General features: G+C 30.4%; 4 protein-coding genes. 3 read left to right on the forward strand and 1 reads right to left on the reverse strand.

Annotated elements, in window-relative coordinates; translation table 11 throughout:
* A partial coding sequence (locus ACIQ11_RS10125) for an FAD-binding oxidoreductase (RefSeq protein WP_396154558.1) occupies positions 1-845 on the forward strand: 845 nt, incomplete at its 5' end.
* Between the two features lie 11 nt (positions 846-856).
* On the opposite strand, the gene ACIQ11_RS10130 is transcribed toward ACIQ11_RS10125, so the two are convergent.
* Positions 857-1246, reverse strand: a complete 390-nt coding sequence (locus ACIQ11_RS10130; protein ID WP_396154561.1) for a hypothetical protein — start codon at positions 1244-1246, stop codon at positions 857-859.
* Positions 1247-1630: 384 nt separating this feature from the next.
* Between ACIQ11_RS10130 and ACIQ11_RS10135 the strand changes: the two genes are divergently transcribed.
* Both ACIQ11_RS10135 and ACIQ11_RS10140 read left to right on the forward strand, forming a co-directional pair.
* The gene (locus ACIQ11_RS10135) at positions 1631-1831 is read left to right on the forward strand and encodes a DUF2007 domain-containing protein (protein ID WP_353076864.1); all 201 of its coding nucleotides are present in this window, start codon (positions 1631-1633) and stop codon (positions 1829-1831) included.
* Between the two features lie 86 nt (positions 1832-1917).
* Positions 1918-2849: ABC-F family ATP-binding cassette domain-containing protein (locus tag ACIQ11_RS10140; protein WP_396154563.1), on the forward strand; the 932-nt coding region annotated here is incomplete at its 3' end.

Consider the following 2849-nt stretch of genomic DNA (forward strand, 5'->3'; position numbering starts at 1 on the left):
ATTCAACAGGTTATAACCTTACTCAATTGATGGTGGGAAGCGAAGGTACTTTAGGAATTGTAACCAAAATTGTTTTAAAACTAATTCCTAAAAATACACATAATGTATTGCTTTTGGTTCCATTTTATAAGGCTGAACAAGCTTGTGAAGCGGTTTCTGCGATATTCAGAGCCGGAATAGTACCGAGTGCATTAGAATTTATGGAGCGTGATGCCATAGATTGGTCGGTTACCCATTTGGATGGCATTTCTGTAGATGTAAAACCAGAACATCAAGCTCATTTATTAATTGAAGTAGATGGAAATTACCCTGAAATTTTAATGCAAGAAGCAGAAAAAATATTGGAAGTGGTAGAACAATTTGAAATCGATGAAGTATTATTTGCGGATACAGAAGATCAGAAAAACGCCCTTTGGAAAATGCGTAGAGGCGTAGCTGAAGCTGTAAAGGCAAATTCTATTTATAAAGAAGAAGATACGGTTGTACCAAGATATGAACTCCCGAAATTATTAAAAGGAATTAAAGAAATTGGTTCAAAATACGGATTTCAATCGGTATGTTACGGACACGCAGGTGATGGAAATTTACACGTGAATATTATCAAAGGCACTATGTCTGATAACAATTGGAAAAATGAAGTTCCAAAAGGAATAAGAGAAATTTTTGAGTTAACAGTCTCGCTAAAAGGCACTTTGTCTGGAGAACACGGTATCGGATTGGTACAAAAAAACTATATGGATATTGCTTTTAACAAAGGTCATTTAGAACTTATGGAAAGAATAAAAGCCGTTTTTGACCCAAATAATATATTAAATCCTGGAAAAATTTTCCCTGACGAGTTGTAAAAAATACGGGTTTATTTTTTCAAGTATTCCAATAAAACTGGATCTGCGTTTTTAAACGTGTTGTCCATTTCAGTAATGGTGGCAATTCGTTTTTTGTTTAATTTTATTAGAATATCTTTTTCAGTTGTAAATAAAATTACAGTTAAAAACGGATTGTTTAGGTATTGATTTAAAAGCATCACTACATCTTCAATTGGTTTTATTTCTATAATTTCTTCTGATAAATATCTGAACGTAACATTTAATTTTAAAGCATCATTTTCTACAATCGTACGGAAATAAATATTTGTTAATTCGGTTTTACCAATCGTTTTTCCTAAGGTTAACTTTGCGAAAGTCCCATTAGATAAACTGGTTTTTAGGTGTTCGTATATAAAATTTATTTGTTCAGAATAGCTCATTCAATTTTTTTGTAAAAGTACTAAAAGTTACGAATAAAAAAATCCTCAATTATTACTAATTCAGGACTTGTTTCTTTAATCTCTTTTTGGATTGTTTTTTTTATCGCGTTTTTCTTCTTTTTTTTCCTTAGCGGTTTTTAAAGGTTCTTTTTTTTGACCTTTTTTTGCGTCTTGACTTTTCGCCATAATTTTTTGAATTTTCTAATTACTTCGCATTATTCGTTTTGTAAATATAACTTCTTTTATTGAAGTTCAACCTATCTAAATCGGGTTTTACCAATTATTAATCATAAAATGTAATGCAATAATTTATTAATCTTTCAATTTTGGCTAAAATTATTCAAATAGACTATATTTGCACCTCAAAAATCCAAACATATAAATATGGGACTTATTAAAATTTTTTCTGGAAAAGAAACAATTGCACAAAAATTACAAACAGTAATAGAATCGGGTAATGTATTTGTAACACAACGAGAAAACAAACAAAATTCCGGAACAAATAAAATAATTGAATTGTTTATTGAAGAAGATGATTTTATGAAAGTGAGAGACGCAATTGAAGATTTTAAAATGAATATGTAATTTTAGTGATTAGTAAATAGTGTATAGTTTTATATAATTTATAAATACTTTAACCCATTACCCAGAACCTTTTACCTTAAAATAAAATGATTACAGTTAATGATATCGCCGTTGAATTTGGCGGAACCACTCTTTTTAGCGAAGTAACTTTTGCCATTAATGAAAATGATAAAATTGCCCTTATGGGTAAAAATGGCGCTGGAAAATCCACCTTATTAAAAATTGTTGCAGGCGAAAGCAAAGCCACACGTGGTAGTATATCTGCTCCAAGTGATGCGGTAATTGCTTATTTGCCTCAGCATTTATTAACTTCAGACAATTGTACTGTTATGGAAGAAGCTTCTAAAGCTTTTGCTGAGGTGCTTAATATGAAAAAAGAAATTGACGAAATTAATGAGCAATTAACAGTTAGAACGGATTATGAAAGTGATGCGTATATGAAATTAATTGAACGCGTTTCTGAACTTTCTGAAAAATTTTATGCCATTGAAGAAGTAAATTATGAGGCAGAGGTAGAGAAAGTATTAAAAGGTTTAGGTTTTGAAAGAGAAGATTTTACTCGATTGACGAAAGAATTTTCAGGTGGATGGAGAATGCGTATTGAATTGGCTAAAATTTTATTAAAAAAACCAGATTTAATTTTGTTAGATGAGCCAACTAATCATATGGATATTGAAAGTATTCAATGGTTGGAAGATTTTTTAATTAATTCTGCAAAAGCAGTAATGGTAATATCGCACGATAAAACGTTCGTAGATAATATTACAAATCGTACTATTGAAGTTACGATGGGTCGAATTTACGATTATAAAGCTGTATATTCTGAATATTTAGAATTAAGAAAAGACAGAAGAATTCACCAACAAAAAGCATTTGACGAACAACAAAAATTCATCGCAGATAATCAAGCATTTATAGATCGTTTTCGTGGTACATTTTCTAAAACAGATGCGGTACAATCTCGTGTTAGAATGTTAGAAAAAATTGTACCAATTGAAGTCGATGAGGTCGATACTTC

Source organism: Flavobacterium sp., assembly GCF_044361065.1.
GTDB lineage: Bacteria > Bacteroidota > Bacteroidia > Flavobacteriales > Flavobacteriaceae > Flavobacterium.

Excerpts from the sequence above, each read along its gene's own strand:
- ACIQ11_RS10130 (WP_396154561.1), bottom strand. The coding sequence starts at position 1,246 with ATGAGCTATTCTGAACAAATAAATTTTATATACGAACACCTAAAAACC.
- ACIQ11_RS10135 (WP_353076864.1), top strand. The coding sequence starts at position 1,631 with ATGGGACTTATTAAAATTTTTTCTGGAAAAGAAACAATTGCACAAAAA.